At 43.5% G+C, this 13,529-nt stretch carries 12 protein-coding genes; 5 read left to right on the forward strand and 7 right to left on the reverse strand.

Annotated features, from left to right (window positions below):
• Nucleotides 1–98 precede the first annotated feature (98 nt).
• Nucleotides 99–905: a cytochrome C assembly family protein gene (locus PNC201_RS11935; RefSeq protein WP_102057176.1), complete on the forward strand. Its 807-nt coding sequence runs from the start codon at nt 99–101 to the stop codon at nt 903–905.
• A gap of 68 nt (nt 906–973) precedes the next feature.
• Nucleotides 974–2,236 carry an HlyC/CorC family transporter gene (locus tag PNC201_RS11940; RefSeq protein ID WP_010606684.1) on the forward strand — a complete coding sequence of 421 codons (1,263 nt, stop codon included), beginning with the start codon at nt 974–976 and terminating at the stop codon, nt 2,234–2,236.
• Between the two features lie 453 nt (nt 2,237–2,689).
• Here PNC201_RS11940 and PNC201_RS11950 read toward each other — a convergent pair whose 3' ends face one another.
• The 6 genes from PNC201_RS11950 to rluD form a co-directional block, all read right to left on the reverse strand.
• Nucleotides 2,690–3,298, reverse strand: coding sequence for a transglycosylase SLT domain-containing protein (locus PNC201_RS11950; RefSeq protein ID WP_010606683.1), 609 nt, complete (start codon nt 3,296–3,298; stop codon nt 2,690–2,692).
• 129 nt (nt 3,299–3,427) lie between these two features.
• The gene (gshA, locus tag PNC201_RS11955) at nt 3,428–5,005 is read right to left on the reverse strand and encodes a glutamate--cysteine ligase (RefSeq protein ID WP_010606682.1); all 1,578 of its coding nucleotides are present in this window, start codon (nt 5,003–5,005) and stop codon (nt 3,428–3,430) included.
• Between the two features lie 128 nt (nt 5,006–5,133).
• Nucleotides 5,134–6,069 carry an NADP-dependent oxidoreductase gene (locus PNC201_RS11960; RefSeq protein WP_102057178.1) on the reverse strand — a complete coding sequence of 312 codons (936 nt, stop codon included), beginning with the start codon at nt 6,067–6,069 and terminating at the stop codon, nt 5,134–5,136.
• 128 nt (nt 6,070–6,197) lie between these two features.
• Nucleotides 6,198–8,771 (reverse strand): ATP-dependent chaperone ClpB, encoded by a 2,574-nt coding sequence (clpB, locus tag PNC201_RS11965; RefSeq protein ID WP_102057179.1) that lies wholly within the window; start codon nt 8,769–8,771, stop codon nt 6,198–6,200.
• Between the two features lie 90 nt (nt 8,772–8,861).
• Nucleotides 8,862–9,578, reverse strand: coding sequence for a peptidoglycan editing factor PgeF (pgeF, locus tag PNC201_RS11970; RefSeq protein WP_102057180.1), 717 nt, complete (start codon nt 9,576–9,578; stop codon nt 8,862–8,864).
• Nucleotide 9,579: 1 nt separating this feature from the next.
• Nucleotides 9,580–10,557: a 23S rRNA pseudouridine(1911/1915/1917) synthase RluD gene (gene rluD, locus PNC201_RS11975; RefSeq protein WP_010371027.1), complete on the reverse strand. Its 978-nt coding sequence runs from the start codon at nt 10,555–10,557 to the stop codon at nt 9,580–9,582.
• Nucleotides 10,558–10,680: 123 nt separating this feature from the next.
• Between rluD and PNC201_RS11980 the strand changes: the two genes are divergently transcribed.
• Nucleotides 10,681–11,445 (forward strand): outer membrane protein assembly factor BamD, encoded by a 765-nt coding sequence (locus PNC201_RS11980; protein ID WP_010371025.1) that lies wholly within the window; start codon nt 10,681–10,683, stop codon nt 11,443–11,445.
• A 217-nt stretch (nt 11,446–11,662) separates the two neighbouring features.
• Here PNC201_RS11980 and glnB read toward each other — a convergent pair whose 3' ends face one another.
• Nucleotides 11,663–12,001 carry a nitrogen regulatory protein P-II gene (gene glnB, locus PNC201_RS11985; RefSeq protein WP_010371023.1) on the reverse strand — a complete coding sequence of 113 codons (339 nt, stop codon included), beginning with the start codon at nt 11,999–12,001 and terminating at the stop codon, nt 11,663–11,665.
• Between the two features lie 137 nt (nt 12,002–12,138).
• Between glnB and PNC201_RS11990 the strand changes: the two genes are divergently transcribed.
• Both PNC201_RS11990 and PNC201_RS11995 read left to right on the forward strand, forming a co-directional pair.
• Nucleotides 12,139–12,675 carry a GspH/FimT family pseudopilin gene (locus tag PNC201_RS11990; protein ID WP_233525168.1) on the forward strand — a complete coding sequence of 179 codons (537 nt, stop codon included), beginning with the start codon at nt 12,139–12,141 and terminating at the stop codon, nt 12,673–12,675.
• 90 nt (nt 12,676–12,765) lie between these two features.
• Nucleotides 12,766–13,272, forward strand: a complete 507-nt coding sequence (locus PNC201_RS11995; RefSeq protein ID WP_233525169.1) for a GspH/FimT family pseudopilin — start codon at nt 12,766–12,768, stop codon at nt 13,270–13,272.
• Nucleotides 13,273–13,529: the final 257 nt, after the last annotated feature.

Genomic DNA, 13,529 nt, shown 5'->3' on the forward strand with positions numbered 1-13,529 from the left:
AAGAATAAGTTAACGGATTGAAATAAAACCCTATGCAAGCGCAGAGGCTTTAAATACAATAGCTAAAAAAGGAAAGCAAAAATTAGGCACTTATTTTTATGTTGATTGTTAGCTTGTCATTAATCGCCTGTCTCTTTTACGTCATGGCCACTAGCCATGTTTTATCGCGCTTATTTGACAAACAAGGTCCAGATCAAAAGAAAACCTTAATATTAAGCACTGTCGCCATTTTGACTCATATGCTAGTGTTGGTGAATTCTGTGTTTACGCACCAAGGACAAGATCTCAGTACCGTCAACGTTGCCTTGTTAACCTGTTGGGTTATCGTTGTTTCCGTAACGACCGTATCTTTACGCTTCCCTGCAACACTATTGCTGCCTGTGGTGTATGGCTTTGCCGCCATTTTGTTATTGGCAAGCCTGTTTATTCCACACCACATTATTATGCATACAATAAACATAGATGTTGGTCTCGTTTTACATATTTCACTTTCTTTGTTGGCTTACTGCGTACTTATCATCGCCACCCTCTACGCCATTCAATTTATGTTTATTGATAAACGTCTAAAACAGCGGGATTTGGCGATTATGACCAGCCATCTACCGCCACTTATGCAAGTGGAAAGGCAGCTTTATCAACTGTTATTTGTAGGCACAGGTTTATTAACGCTGGCATTGGCATCCGGTTTTTACTTTTTAGACGGTATGTTCGCTAAAGAGACTATTCACAAAACCATTTTATCTATCGTTGCATGGCTTATCTATGTCGTCGTCGCCTTCGGGCATAGGCAGTTTGGCTGGCGCGGTAAGTCTGTGGTGATTTCAATCATAGCGGCTTCTGGCATCGTGACTTTAGGTTACTTTGGCAGTCGCTTTATACAAGAAGTGATTTTAGGCAGGTTTTAAACTTTAACTTGACTATCGTAACTCACTAACGCTTAATACTCTTTCGTAAGTAAAAAAGGGATCCACTGTTGGAAGACATATCGACCAGCGCCTTGTTTATCATACTCGGCGTGCTCATTTTGATGTCGGCTTATTTTTCTAGTTCAGAAACCGGTATCATGTCAATCAACCGTATTCGTCTACGCCATCTTGAAAAAGAAAATCACCGTGGTGCGAAGCGTGTAAGTAACCTCCTTAACCGTCCTGACAGGCTGATTGGTCTGATCCTGATTGGAAATAACCTCGTCAATATTGCCGCTGCGCAAGTGGCTACCATCATTGGATTACGCCTGTATGGCGATATGGGTATCGCAGTTGCTACTTTTGGTCTCACGCTTGTGGTTCTTATCTTCGCTGAAGTTACACCTAAGACTCTCGCGGCTTTATACCCTGAGAAAGTCGCGTTCCCAAGCTCTGTTATCCTCAAAGTATTGTTGAAGGTATTGTTCCCTTTAGTTGTGGCAACCAACTGGATCACCAATGGTATGTTGCGATTGGTCGGGATCACACCACAAGAGATTGAAGAGCACAGCCTAAGTAAAGAAGAATTAAAAACCGTGGTAAATGAGTCGAGCGCTATGTTGCCCTCAAACCACCAAAACATGCTCACTTCTATCTTAGACTTGGATCACGTGACCGTAGAAGACATTATGATCCCACGCAGTGAAATCAATGCGATAGATATCAATGACGAGTGGAAAGATATTGCTCGCCAGCTCACGAATGCGCAGCACACCCGAGTGCTACTTTACCGTGACCAAATTGATGATGCAGTTGGTTTTATTCACGCTCGTGATGCGCTACGCCTACTGACAAAAGAGCAGTTTGATAAGCCGTCACTACTACGTGCGGTAAGAGAGATTTACTATGTACCAGAGAATACCTCGCTCAATACACAGCTGATTAAATTCCAAGAAGCCAAAGAGCGTATTGGTCTTGTTGTTGATGAGTATGGTGACATTCAAGGTCTGGTTACACTCGAAGATATTCTTGAAGAAGTTGTAGGTGACTTTACCACCACGCAGACGCGTGCGCCGAGCGAAGACGTAAACATGCAGCGTGATGGCTCAGTTATGGTTGACGGCAGTGTAAACGTGCGTGACTTAAATAAGGAAATGAGTTGGGACTTACCTACCGAAGGTCCTAAAACCCTGAGTGGCCTGATTGTAGAGCACCTTGAAGATATTCCAGATGCGCCTCTTGGCTTAACGATTTCTGGTTATAAGATGGAAGTCATTGAGATAAAAGAAAACATGATCAAGATGGTGAAAATTTCTTCTAATACCAATTAGCTTAATTAAGTGGTCTATGTTGAGGCAAGAAAATCTTGTCGATAACACCGCTACCACGTCCTGCTATCGCCAAGGTACCTACATCCATATAGGCAAGGCAAAAATTTTACTATTTAACCTGAGGTTTGGATAAGGAATGTTCCAACTCATTGTTGCTAAAGCAGAACTTAGTTTTCTCCTTGTCTAGCCAGCAAGTTTTAGGGAAAACAAGGCGAATTTACGCACCAATAGCTGGCTATTGGAAGTGAATTCAACGCAGTTAGCGCTAAAACTGGCTGCTAGAAAGGCATTAATTATCCGCAGCTCAGGTTATTTAGTTGTTCTAAATGAGAAATTTTTAACGCAGTTAGCGTCAGATTTTATCCTTCAAATTGAGCAAGTATTAAGACTAATTGGTATAACTCTTAAGCAAGTAAACTCAATTGCGGTGTTGAAAGTAACACCGCAATTTCCTCAAGAAAAAATTCGCTCGAACCAGTTCTTATCTAAATCATCTTCACAGCGTTTAAGTTGAACGGCATAGCGCGCAGCTCGATGCTTTACCTTATTTGCGACTTGCATTAACCATTTCTTATTTTTATAAGTGCCACGACGATAACCGCCCCAGCCTTCATGATAATTGAGGTATTGTGCATAAGCGTCCCATTTTGACACGCCGTTTACTTTGTGAGTTTTGTATACGAACCAAGCCATAAAATCGATGGCGTCTTCAAAGTCATCGCGATCTGCACCTGAGTTTCCAGTTTCACGAATATAATCAGACCAGGTCGGAGTTTTGGCTTGAGAGTAGCCATAAGCAGAGCTCACTCTGCCAACAGGAATAAACCACAGGAAATATTCCATAGGAGGAGCCGCATCGTGACGAAAAGAGCTTTCTTGGTACATCATGCTCATCAGTACATGCTTTGGTGAGCCCCATTTTTCTTGAGCATCACGAGCATCATAATACCAATCTTCTTTTTCCTCAAAAATTTTACAAATATCATGAGGTTGTTTAGGTGGTGCAGTAGCACATCCGGATAAAACGGCGACGAGGCTAATTAAAATTAATTTTTTTTGCATTTTTTCGAAACCTAATGAACTTTTACAATTTGCATTGGTCTGAACTTATGAATGCAGCAGTTTAGCATTGTTTCATCCCTGAAATTTATTTGCGCAGCCTTATGGCTGCGCTTTTTTTTGCCTTGTGCATTATGCCCTTGAAAAATAATCGTCAAGGAAAGCCGTGAAGTCTACCGTATCCGCAGCTCTAACCGCAGCCTCATCCTCGAAAGACTGACGTGCAAATGACTTCAGCGTATCTTCATCGTAATAACCATATTTAATATCTTGATGAAGTTGCTTATATTTTTTCGCAAGTTCAATGCCCATTGAGCCTTGTTCTAAGGTACGACTCTTCAGTTGAGATAGCAACTGCCCAGAAAAAGTAAGTGCAGGCGTTTCAATTGACAACATTAATTTTTCCACCGTCGCCACATAGACTGATTGTTCAGTACTCGCATCTAACATTTTTGCGACTTTGAGTAAGTCTGTAAAAATCTCTGTGCCCCACTGTTTCACACTCACAGGCTCACCCGCTTTACTCAGTTCAAGTGCTGTGCAGCGACCTTGGTTAACCACCTGATGTAAATTCTTACCAGCGAGCTTCTGCGCTTCAAACGAAAGTTCAGGGCTTGGCTTTAACAAACAATAGGTTAAAAACACGTCTAGGAAGTGGATTTGCTCCAGACTCACACCGGTGTGCTCGAATGGGTTAACATCCAGCGCACGAATTTCGATATATTCGATACCACCACGTTCAAGTGCCTGAGTCGGCGTTTCACCAGACTTGGCATTGCGTTTTGGTCTAATTGGTGAGTAGAACTCATTTTCAATTTGTAAAATGTTGCGATTCAGCTGTTTTGGCTCTGCTGCTCGATAGTCTGGAATTTCATGATATAAGTCGGAGCGGCAACGAATGGCTTGTCGCAAGCCTTCAATATACTCATCCAGATCGTTATACATCACCTTAAGCGAGCTTTGTGCGCTATTGGTATAACCTAAATCACCCAGTCTAAGTGCGGTGCCATATTCAAGATATATGGAGCCATTTTCTAGCTTACTAAATGGCAAGTCGCTCTTTTTACCTTGCAAAAATGACGGACAAAGCGCAGGAGATGCGCCAAACAGGTAGCTTATCAGCCACATTTCACGCTTGAAGTTACGAATGAGGCCTAAATACTGCTGGGAGATAAATGATTGTTGAGGGTTATCATCTTCAGACATCACTTGCAGGCTTTGCCATACGGTCTCTGGAAACGAAATATTGAAGTGCACACCCGCAATGGCCTGCATCATACTGCCATAGCGATTTTTCAGCCCTTCACGATATAGGGTTTTCATTTTGCCGATATTAGAAGTGCCAAACTGTGCTAGGACAATATCTTCTTCATCCTCAATAAAGCACGGCATCGACAAAGGCCACAGTAACTCATCACCCATGTTAGCCAAAGTAAACTTCTGTAGATCAGAAAGTTGCGCTAATGTCTCTTGTGGGTCCTCACTCACTGGAGTGATAAATTCGAGTAGCGACTCTGAAAAATCAGTGGTGATATGACCATTGGTCAATGCATGGCCCGTCTTTTCTGGATGCGGTGTTTTCGCTATTTTTCCCGACCCTTGGATCCGCAATGCCTCACGTTCGATACCTCTTTTGATACCTTTGAAAACGCCGCGATGCGCGCCGTCAGACAATAAGTCCAGCTTAGTGTTTAAGTCTAATTGTTTCAAAAATTCTTCCTCGAACCTACAGGCCAATTTCAAGTTTATGGGGTCGAAACCAAATTATACCAAGTGTATTCATTAAATGAGTGATTTAAACCGAGCAATCAATTTAAATATGGTTACTTTTAGTATACTTAGGCCTTAATAATAACTTTGCCAACATGCTTACCACTTTCCATACAGTGATGAGCCAGCGCAATATCCGCCATCGCAAAGTAATGACTTACATTTATGCTGATTTTGCCAGCTTGGTACGCCTGATACAAATATTTAAGATCGTCTAAATTACTCGCAACCAACATCCCCTCAGCCCTTACACCCCTTGTCGTAGCTCGCTCACAGACCATTTCTTTGGTGACGCTGGGAATAGTCACTAGGTGCGAATCCGGCTTCATCGAGTCGACACACTGTAATGCAATATCGCCACCAATTAAGTCCAGTAAATCGCATTCAACTTGGTGCTGATAAAATTCGTCATAACTTATTGCCGTTACCTTAAGCTTTGACAACAATTCGTGCTCAGGCCGGGTCGAGACAGCAACTACCTTTCGACCTTCAAGCTGTGCTAGTTGAACTGCTAAATGCCCCACGCCACCGGTTGGTGCCAATACATATAGTGGACGATTATGATTCGAAAATTTATCTAGCGCTTGTTTTGCCGTAAGACCCGCAAGACAAAGACCTGCAATATCTGGATTTTCTTGCAAAGAAACCTTAATGAGCTCTGGCTCAAGCGCCACTACATAATCACTATAGGTTCCGGGGTTACTTGCAAACCCAATCATACCGATGACAAGGTCGCCTACTTTAAATTGGCTATCTGGGCCATAAACCTCAACCACCTCACCATACAGATCATATCCGAGCGGCAAAAAGGCATCTGCGCTTTTTTGCGCTGCAACATAACCAAGGCCTTGCCTGGTTTTCACTTCAATAGGATTAACGCTGGTACTGTTTACTTTTATGCGCACTTGGCCTGAACTAAGCGCTGGCAAAGAAATGGTGGTACTACACAGCTGATTGCTATCACCAAATTCGTAGATACCGTAAGTGGTTGACTTATTTATCATGTGCGGCTTTCTTAGAAGACAGTTTGTTATCTTTGTAGAATACGCGAAAGGGTAAAGAGTTTGAAGAAATTTACAGTATGGGAAAGAAAAACGCTCTTACAGTATGGCTGTAAGAGCGTTTAGCCATATTAGTGATTGAACACTATCTGGTCGTCGACAACCTCGATTTTAATGGTATCTCCAGTCACAAACTTACCTTGTAACAAGTCCTGCGCCAACGGGTTTTCAATATATTGTTGCACTGCTCGTTTTAGAGGACGAGCACCATATACCGGATCAAATCCGCTTGCAGCGATTTTATCAAGCGCGGCGTCACTGAGCTCAAGCACAAACCCTCTTTCAGTCAAGCGTTTACTTAATCTGTCTAACTGGATACTCGCAATTTCTTTAATATGTTCATTGATAAGCGGGTGAAACACCACAGTTTCATCAATGCGGTTAATAAATTCAGGTCTAAACTGACTTGCGAGCACGGCCATAACACGCTCCTTGAGTGTCGCGTAGTCGTTATTTCCTGCTTGCTCTTGAATGACATCCGACCCTAAGTTCGAGGTCATGATGATCACCGCATTTTTAAAATCAACCGTGCGACCTTGACCATCAGTCAAGCGACCATCGTCCAAGACCTGCAATAAGATATTAAATACATCTGGATGCGCTTTTTCCACTTCATCAAGCAAAATCACAGAATAAGGACGACGCCTTACCGCTTCTGTCAAATAGCCGCCTTCCTCGTAGCCAACATAGCCAGGAGGTGCACCAACCAAGCGCGCAACTGAGTGTTTTTCCATAAACTCGGACATATCAATGCGCACCATGGCGTCTTCTGTATCAAACATAAAGTTGGCTAACGCTTTGGTCAGCTCCGTTTTACCGACCCCTGTTGGACCTAAGAACAAAAACGAACCAATTGGGCGATTTGGGTCTGCAAGCCCGGCTCGCGAGCGACGGATAGCGTTGGCAACCGCATTAACGGCTTCGTCTTGACCAATCACTTTTTTGTGAAGCTCGTCTTCCATTTGCAGTAACTTTTCACGCTCACCTTGAAGCATTTTTGCGACTGGGATCCCAGTCCAGCGCGATAAAATTTCTGCAATTTCATCTTCACCGACCTGATTTTTTAAAAGACTCATTTCCTGCATTTCAGCCTGAGAAGCAAGGTCTAGTTTTCGCTCAAGCTCAGGGATCCGACCATATTGTAGTTCGGACATACGTTGCAAGTCACTTGCTCGACGCGCGACTTCTAGATCTAAACGCGCTTGCTCAAGCTCAGCCTTAATCACTTGTGTGCCTTGTAGTGAGGCTTTTTCGGCATTCCACACTTCATCAAGCTCTCGATACTCAGCTTCTAATTCATTAATGAGCGTTTGCATCTCAGTGCGACGCTTTTGACTCGCTTCATCTTTCTCTTTTGCCAGCGCGTTATCTTCCAATTTTAGTTGGATAATACGGCGCTCTAGTCTGTCTAATTGCTCCGGCTTTGAGTCAATTTGCAGCCGAATTGAAGACCCTGCTTCGTCTATCAAATCGATAGCTTTATCTGGAAGCTGCCGATCTGAGATATAACGATGTGATAAATTAGCCGCAGCGACAATCGCGGGATCGGTAATATCCACTGAATGGTGCAACTCGTAACGCTCTTTTAAGCCACGTAGAATCGCGATGGTGTCCTCTACGGTTGGCTCTGCAACAAATACTTTTTGGAAACGACGCTCAAGTGCCGCATCCTTTTCAATATACTGACGATATTCATCGAGCGTGGTCGCCCCCACACAGTGAAGCTCACCACGAGCAAGTGCGGGTTTTAGCATGTTACCTGCATCCATTGCACCGTCGGTCTTGCCAGCCCCTACCATAGTATGGATTTCATCAATAAAGAGAATAACTTGACCTTCTTCTTTAGCCAGCTCGTTCAATACCGACTTTAGGCGCTCTTCAAATTCACCACGGTATTTGGCTCCTGCCACCAATGCTCCCATATCCAGCGATAGTACGCGCTTACTTTTCAAACCTTCAGGAACTTCACCGTTGATAATACGCTGCGCGAGCCCCTCAACGATGGCGGTTTTACCAACGCCCGGTTCACCGATAAGTACAGGGTTGTTTTTAGTACGGCGCTGTAGCACTTGAATAGTGCGGCGAATTTCGTCGTCACGGCCAATAACAGGATCAAGCTTACCTTGCTCAGCACGCTCAGTGAGATCGATGGTAAATTTCTCAAGAGCTTGGCGAGTGTCTTCAGCATTAGGGTCATCCACTTTTTGACCCCCTCGAATAGCCTTAATGGCTTGCTCGATCTTTGGCTGGGTGATGTTAAGCGCTTTGAAAATCTCGCCTAATGGGCCTTTATCTTCGCACGCAGCAAAAACAAATAACTCGCTGGAGATATATTTATCTTTACGCTTTTGTGCATATTTATCACACAGATTGATCAGTGAAATAAGGTTATTTGAAAGCTGTACATCACCACCTACACCTTCTACTTTAAATAGCTTTTCAATGGCTTGTGACAACTTAGTATTAAGCTCGTCGGCGCTCACACCTGCTTGTGCTAATAATGCGCGCACACTCGAGCCGCTCTGTTGGAGCAAAGCATACATTAAATGAACAGGTTCAATAAATTGGTGATCGCGCCCAAGCGCTAATGACTGCGCATCAGAAAGCGCAGCTTGGAACTTGCTTGTAAATCTATCTAAACGCATGATTTATTTACCCATATAAAATATCGAATTACCTTATTTATGGGTATTAACTGAACGAAGATCAAGCGTAAAAGTAATAATTTACCCTGATTATTTGCGCCAAATCAAAGTTGCCATACGGCCCGTTGTTTTGTCTCTACGATAGGAAAAATACTGCTCGGACATAGTTACTGTACAGTGTTTATCGCCGTAAAAATTTTTTACACCTTGCTCGCGTAGTAACGATTGTGCAAGCTCGAAAATATCCGCAAGATATTTACCGTCTTTTTTGGCAACAAATGCCGTATTTCGTTGCGCCTCAAAAGCCTCTACTACGTCTTCGCCCACCTCGAATGCTCTAGGCCCAATCGCAGGGCCAAACCATACACAGATCTCTTCAGGTGCACAGTTAAACTTAGCCAGTGTTTGCGAGATAATTCCAGCCGCAAGAGGCTTCCAACCACCATGGATAGCGGCCACCTCTTCACCATCTTTTGATGCAAGCAGAATGGGTAAGCAGTCTGCTGTCATGATAGCCAGTGGTGTTTGACGCAATCGAGTGTATAAGGCATCGGCTTGATGGACCTGTGCGATTTCAAACTGCTCGTCGACCACCACCACTTCTGCGCCATGTACTTGCTCAAGCCATACAATCGGGTTGGCCACATAACCATGTAAAATTCGACGGTTTTCGGCTACATGTTCAGCATTATCACCAACATGAAAGGCTAGATTGAAGCTATCATACGGCGGCGCTGAAACACCGCCCTTACGCGTTGTTGATAATGTCCCAACGAATTGGGTTAATGGCCACTGAGCAAGTTGCATCTTATAACGTTAAATCCGGGTTTTCTTTGGTATCTTCTCTGAGCGCTGCCACCAACTTAATCATATCTTCAGGCACAGGCGCTTCCCATGTCATCTTCTCGCCAGTAATAGGGTGAGCGATACTCAATTTTATAGCATGCAATGCCTGACGTTTAAACTCTCTTAATTGTTCGGTTAATCCTTGAGTCGCATTTCTTGGTGGACGAGGACGGCCGCCATAGAGCTGATCGCCAATTAGTGGGTGATTTAAATACGCCATGTGTACACGAATTTGGTGCGTTCTACCGGTTTCTAGGCGCAGGCGCAATCGCGTGTGTGCTCTGAACTTTTCAGCAACACGGTAATGAGTGATAGCTGGCTTACCCATCTCATGTACTGCCATATGTGTACGCTTGGTTGCGTGACGACCGATTGGCTTTTCAATCATGCCACCTGCGGTCATCGTGCCATTACAGACAGCTTCGTATTCACGTGTGAAGTTTTCACGCGCTTGCAGATTCTTCACCAAGTGCGTTTGTGCTTGAATAGTTTTCGCTACGACCATTAGACCAGTCGTGTCTTTGTCTAGACGGTGTACGATACCAGCACGAGGCACGTTAATGATTTCTGGGTGATGGTGCAGTAGAGCATTTAACACAGTGCCATCTGGGTTACCGGCACCGGGGTGAACCACCAGCCCCATCGGCTTGTTTATCACAAGAATATCATCATCTTCGTAAACAATGTCTAACTCTATATCTTGCGCTTCGTATTCACGTTGTGCTTCGATAACCGTCTCGATAGCGACACTTTCACCACCAAGTAACTTTTCACGAGGGGTGTTGAATACTTCACCATCTACGGTGACTTTATCTTCAAGGATCCAAGTTTTTATTCTTGAACGAGAAAAATCCGGGAACAATTGCGCCAATATTTGGTCTAGACGTTTACCACCGAGTTCGACTGGAACCTCCGCTTGGAGGGAAATTTGCTCTGACATCTGAAACTTTACCTAATTTACCAGTGCAAGCCGTGCTCGACTGGGTTAGAATCGTATTAATGCATAGTTTACTCGGTTTTGCCGAGTTGGCCTAGCCGAAGAAAACAAAGGTAGTAAAATAAAATGATTAAAAACTTAAGGACACACGCCTTTAGGCTGGCGTTAGCCGCGTCTGTTTTGGGTTTGGCAGCCTGTTCATCCGCACCAGAACAAGAAGATATTGAACGCGTACCAAACAAATCCGCCCAAGCGCTTTATGAAGATGCTAAACAAACATTAGATTCAGGTTTATATGCCCGTGCCATTGAATTATTGGGCGCGATTAATGCTCGTTACCCGTTTGGCCCTTATGCAAGACAAGTTCAAATGGACTTAGTCTATGCATATTATCAAACAGGTAACACTGACCAAGCTCTTGCCACTATTGATCGTTTTATTCGCTTAAATCCAAATCATAAAGATCTAGACTACATGTACTACATGCGAGGCCTGGTAAGTATTAAAGCTGACGAAAACGCATTCCAAGAATATTTTGGTGTCGACAGAGCCGACCGCGATGCCAATCGCACCCGCGTTGCTTTTCAGGATTTAACCACGTTAGTTAAAAACTATCCAAACAGTCCGTATGCACCAGAGGCTAAAAAACGCTTAGTATGGTTACTAAACAAAATGGCTCGTTACGAACTGAGAGTCGCTGAATATTACTTCGAGCGTGAAGCATATCTTGCCGCAGCAAACCGTGGTAAATATGTAGTAGAGCACTACTCTCAAAGTAGTTATCTGACCCAAGCTTTTGACATTATGGAAAAAAGCTACCGCAAACTCGGCCTGCCAGACCTTGCAGATAACGTGAAAAAAGCCAAATCGGTTAACGCACGTAACAAATAAATAGAGTGCTAAGTCACGATATCACCGATGTCGTGACTTCTCTCCCAGCAGTACTCGCCTTCAAGCATCCTACAGCAGTAAAAAATACTTGTTTTCTGTACATAGACATCAGCCGTCAGCGTGTTTTATTTGATTCTAGTTGAATAAGGAAGGAACTAGGCTGCCCATAATAGAAGGTAAGCAGCCTTAAAAGGTAAGCATTTGACTTAACAGCGTATTAAATCGCTTCTTCGTCCTCTTCACCTGTACGGATCCGAACCACACGCTCAACATCGGTCACAAAGATTTTACCGTCACCAATTTTGCCCGTTTGCGCAGTTTTTAGGATAACTTCAATGGCTCTGTCAACGTCTTCATCTGCGGTAACAATATCAAGCTTTACTTTAGGCAAGAAATCTACCATATATTCAGCACCGCGATATAACTCAGTATGACCTTTCTGACGACCAAAACCTTTTACTTCACATACCGTCATACCTGTGATCCCCACATCCGAAAGCGCTTCTCGGACATCATCAAGTTTAAACGGTTTAATTATTGCTTCTATTTTCTTCATGACTATCTCGATTCCTTTGGTATAGCGTCGATTTTAGACAATCCGCTTGCCCAAGGCAAACAAAGACATTGAAAGTTGAGGTGATTTCACGCAATAATATTAATCATAAATTATTACTTTTTGGTTGTGAGGCGGTAATGAAACAATCAGCAGGATTCAATCTACTAGAACTGATGATAACCATCGCTATATTGGCTATCGTATTGGCCATTTCATTTAGCTTTGATGGCAACCTGCTGCAACGCAACCGAGCAGAGTCCTTCTTACAAGAATTACAGCGCAATATCGCTTTTGCTCGTGTAAAAGCAACCGCCGCAGACGAAATTGTCATTCTCTGCCCGGCCCCACCAGCAAATATTCAAGCTAGAACCGCATTTACTTGCCAAGATAATTGGGCAACGAACAGAATTAGCGTGTTTGTTGACAGAGATAAAAATGGCACATTTAGTAATGGTGATACTATCCATCGTACGATGGAGGTCGTAGACGATAACGACAGTATGGTATTCTCTGGTGACAATCGTCTGAGGTTTGATTCAAGTGGACTCTTGAGTGGTTCAAGCGCTGGTAATTTTACCTATTGCCCAGGCAGTGACGACAACAATCAGCAATTGAGTGTTTCAACTGCCGGCACAGCATTATACCGAGGGAATACGACAGATACCTGTGAATAGCCACAAAAATACTAATATCTCGAAGTGCCAATCTTGCCTTTAATATATAAACGACTAGGCTTAAAGAAAATATAATACGAGGCAAAGGATATGCATCGTCACATGGGTTTTTCCCTATTGGAATCTTTAGTATGTTTGGCGATTATCACCATCGTCAGTTTATTTTCTCTTCCCAGTCTTACGGCTTTATTTCAGTTTGATAAACCAAAAATGAAACTTGAAGCATTACGGCGAGCCATCAATTTTGCTCGTATTCAGGCTGTTGCAAGCGGTGCAACCGTTACTTTATGCCCACTGAAAAACAATCGCTGCGACGACAAAGAGTGGCACACTCAGTTAACGGTTTTTATCGACTACCGCCCCCAAGGTGAGTTTTCAGGCGATGATTATAAATTAGCGGTTGTGGACTCAGTAGACTCAGGTGACAAACTCACCTACCCAAGAAACGCCATTATATTTCGCCGCTTTGGCCATCTCGCGGGACTCTATAACGGTACTTTTGTCTATTGTAACGCAAGTTCTACCGTGGGGTTGTCGTTGTCAGTTAGCTACACTGGGAGAAGCACTCTAAAAGATACTGATGAGTGTCAAAAGTAAATAACCTAAGCTTCGGATAATTAATGCCTTTCTAGCAGCCAGTTTTTGCGCTAACAGCGTTGAATTCACTTCCAATAGCCCGCTATTGGTACGTAAATTCGCCTTGCCTACAGGATGTAGGTACCTTAGCGAGAGCAGGACGCGGAAGCGGTGTTAATCCCAAAACTTTCTGGCTAGATAAGGAAATAATTTAATGTAATATTAAAAACAATGAATTAGCTCATTCCTTATCCAAACCTCAGGTTAAATAACCTAAG

Source organism: Pseudoalteromonas sp. NC201, from assembly GCF_002850255.1.
In the GTDB taxonomy this organism is placed as follows: Bacteria; Pseudomonadota; Gammaproteobacteria; order Enterobacterales; family Alteromonadaceae; genus Pseudoalteromonas.